This is a genomic window from Candidatus Magnetobacterium casense (genome assembly GCF_019173545.1).
GTDB classification, from domain to species: Bacteria; Nitrospirota; Thermodesulfovibrionia; order Thermodesulfovibrionales; family Magnetobacteriaceae; genus Magnetobacterium; species Magnetobacterium cryptolimnobacter.
Map to the genome: position 1 here is coordinate 1 of NZ_JABXWD010000441.1, position 2,588 is coordinate 2,588.

The 2,588-nt window shown below is 52.2% G+C and carries 3 protein-coding genes; all 3 read left to right on the forward strand.

Features of this window, described 5'->3' with window-relative positions; genetic code table 11:
- A partial coding sequence (locus HWQ67_RS16065) for a hypothetical protein (protein WP_218253698.1) occupies positions 1-575 on the forward strand: 575 nt, incomplete at its 5' end.
- A gap of 156 nt (positions 576-731) precedes the next feature.
- On the forward strand, positions 732-2,084 hold the full coding sequence (locus tag HWQ67_RS16070) for an AAA family ATPase (protein ID WP_218253699.1): 1,353 nt from the start codon (positions 732-734) through the stop codon (positions 2,082-2,084).
- Between the two features lie 137 nt (positions 2,085-2,221).
- Positions 2,222-2,425 carry a hypothetical protein gene (locus tag HWQ67_RS16075; RefSeq protein WP_218253700.1) on the forward strand — a complete coding sequence of 68 codons (204 nt, stop codon included), beginning with the start codon at positions 2,222-2,224 and terminating at the stop codon, positions 2,423-2,425.
- Positions 2,426-2,588: the final 163 nt, after the last annotated feature.

Below are 2,588 nucleotides of genomic sequence, written 5' to 3' on the forward strand. Positions count from 1 at the left end.
TCGTGTTCACGCAGATGACACCGAAGAGCCAGCATAGCGCCGACATTGGCCGGTTGGACCAGGTTGTTGCTACCCTCACCCCGAAGGTAGCGGACAACACATTGGATATTCAGGAGATGCAGGACGGGTATGGGACCATATCGGATGCCGTTAGTAGCGCCGTGCTATCGGTGAACCTTTTGCAACCGAAAGTCGCGGCCGTGGAGTTGGACATTGACACCATCCAAACCACACTCCAAGGTATTGGCAGCCCGCCCGAGGCATACCTGACAGGGAACCTGACCGCTGGGAACCTCACGATCCACGCTAAGGCCAGCGACCCCGGCAACTTCACGGCAAACATCCACCTGGTGTTCTCCCCACCAGTATACGCAGGGTTCAACTGGACCACCAACATCACCTACATCCCAGTGATGTCCTACAACGGGACTGACTGGGGAACCAGCCAAGTCTGGTGGAACATCGGCACCTTCGCCTTGGCAGCCGACACGTCGACCACCATTGACATAACATTCGCAGGGTTGGCAAACCAGCCGAGTTTCGCCTATGTGGAGATATACCCGGCATTAGGCTAGAAGGCACTAGATGAGTAACTGGCAGTGCCCAGTATGTAAAGGGAATAAGTACTATTTTGATGTAAATAGGATCAGGTGCTTGAACTGCAGTGTGCGAGGTTATTTTAGCCGCGCCCGCAGCATTAACTACCAGATCCAGCAGGAAGAGGCCAAAAAATGGAACAGGATGCCCGAGTTGCCGTTGGTGTCCAACCAGAATCAGAACAACTAGACCATGTTCGGGTAGAAGATCCCAGCAAGGTGATTGCCGAACTGACCGGTAAGGCACCTGCGTTAATAAGCAGAGACGAGCCTGGGCACATCACCTTCCTCTGGCCCAACGACGAGCTGATAGTGGATGCCCTACACTTCAATGACAAGGGCGAGGTTGAATTACTTATCTGGCACGATGTCCAGAGCCTAGGGCACCCACAGCTCCTCGTCCAGACCAAGGTCAACCTGCTGTCGCCGTCCAGTCGGAAAGCCTTGCTCAGCCAACTCAAGTATAGCAATGAGGTTCTGCAATACGTCCAGTGGGACTGGGTGCTAACTTCTATCACCTACAAGGTCACCCAAAAGGCCCGTCAGGGCGACCCGATACAGGAAGTCTGGCCTGCAGAGAACAGCATCCTTACTCCTGAGTACCTGCTGGAGCCATTTCTGTACCAGAACCACCCCACTGTCATTTTTGGCGACTACGGCAGTCTCAAGAGCACAGTTGCATTGTTGATCGCATATATCGCACAGCTACCATACCCGCACAACGGGCTCGGTCTAATACCAAAAAAGACTGCTGCCAATACACTATACCTGGACTTTGAAGGCGACAATGTTATGTTCCTGAAGCGGTGGAGCGCCATATCAAAGGGGTTCCCTGTCGATCTCCAGATGCCAATTCTCTACAAGCGCATGAGCAGCACACTGGCCGATTCGGTAGATACGGTGCAGCAAATGGTGACCGACAATAAAATCAAACTCATCATAGTCGACTCCTTGGGGCCAGCGGTGAAAGGCAACCTGAACGACCCCGACCCGGCTATACAGTACAATGAGGCCATACGCAAACTCGGAATCACCAGCCTAACACTCGCCCATAATGCCAAGGACCCATTGACCAAGCAGCGCACCATCTTCGGGTCGGTGTTCTTCACCAACCTGGCACGGTCTATCTGGCAGTGCCGCATCGAAGGGGAACGCCAGCCAGACGACAATCAGGCTATCATAAGCCTCAAGCAGGTGAAGGCAAGTTTCTCCAACCTCCACGGCACACTTGGGTACAGGTTCCAATTCGGCGACACTGATATCAAGGTGGAGAAAACGGACCTGAAGGATTCGGAACTATCCAGCGAATTGCCCCTGGCCTGGCAAATCAAGAACATATTAAAGGACGGAGCCATCACCGCCAAAGAGATCGCTAATATCACGGACAAGAGCCTGAATACCATCAGTGTCACACTCAACCGAATGAAGGTTCGGGAGCAGGTCTGTAAGTTACCGGACCAGAAGTGGGGATTATCGGTTGGGACTTAACAAGTGTCATTTAACATTTAAGAACTGTCACTTACTTAACACCAGGGGATATATTAATATCCCCTGTTAAGTAAGAGTGTTAAGGGGGTACTGGGTGTTAAGTGGGGGCAGGTCGGTTCATTGGAAAGGGGGATAAAATGAAACGGAGTCAGTTACTACCAATCGGAGTCGCCATCATATTTGGTCCACCAACTATAGCGGGACTTGTTGTGGGACACTTTAATGGTGTTTGGGCTGGTGTGGTAGTCGGCGTAGTGGCCCTGGGGATCGTGCTACTTGTGGCCTACTACTGGGTTATGAAGCATACGAAGAGCGATCAGGGCGAGAAACAGAACGGTTAAGCCTGTTCTCTGCCTTGCTTAATCAGGTTTGTAACTTCCATGATGAACAGCATGGTGCCGACACCGAGCAACGGCGCCGCCACCTTGATATCAGAGTCCATAGCGAATACTCCCCAGATGATGATGCAGATGGACAGGATAATTCTGATCCATCCCGTCTTCC

Bases quoted from the DNA above. Each gene is read 5' to 3' on its own strand.
- HWQ67_RS16070 (WP_218253699.1), top strand. From the start codon at position 732: ATGGAACAGGATGCCCGAGTTGCCGTTGGTGTCCAACCAGAATCAGAA.
- HWQ67_RS16075 (WP_218253700.1), top strand. From the start codon at position 2,222: ATGAAACGGAGTCAGTTACTACCAATCGGAGTCGCCATCATATTTGGT.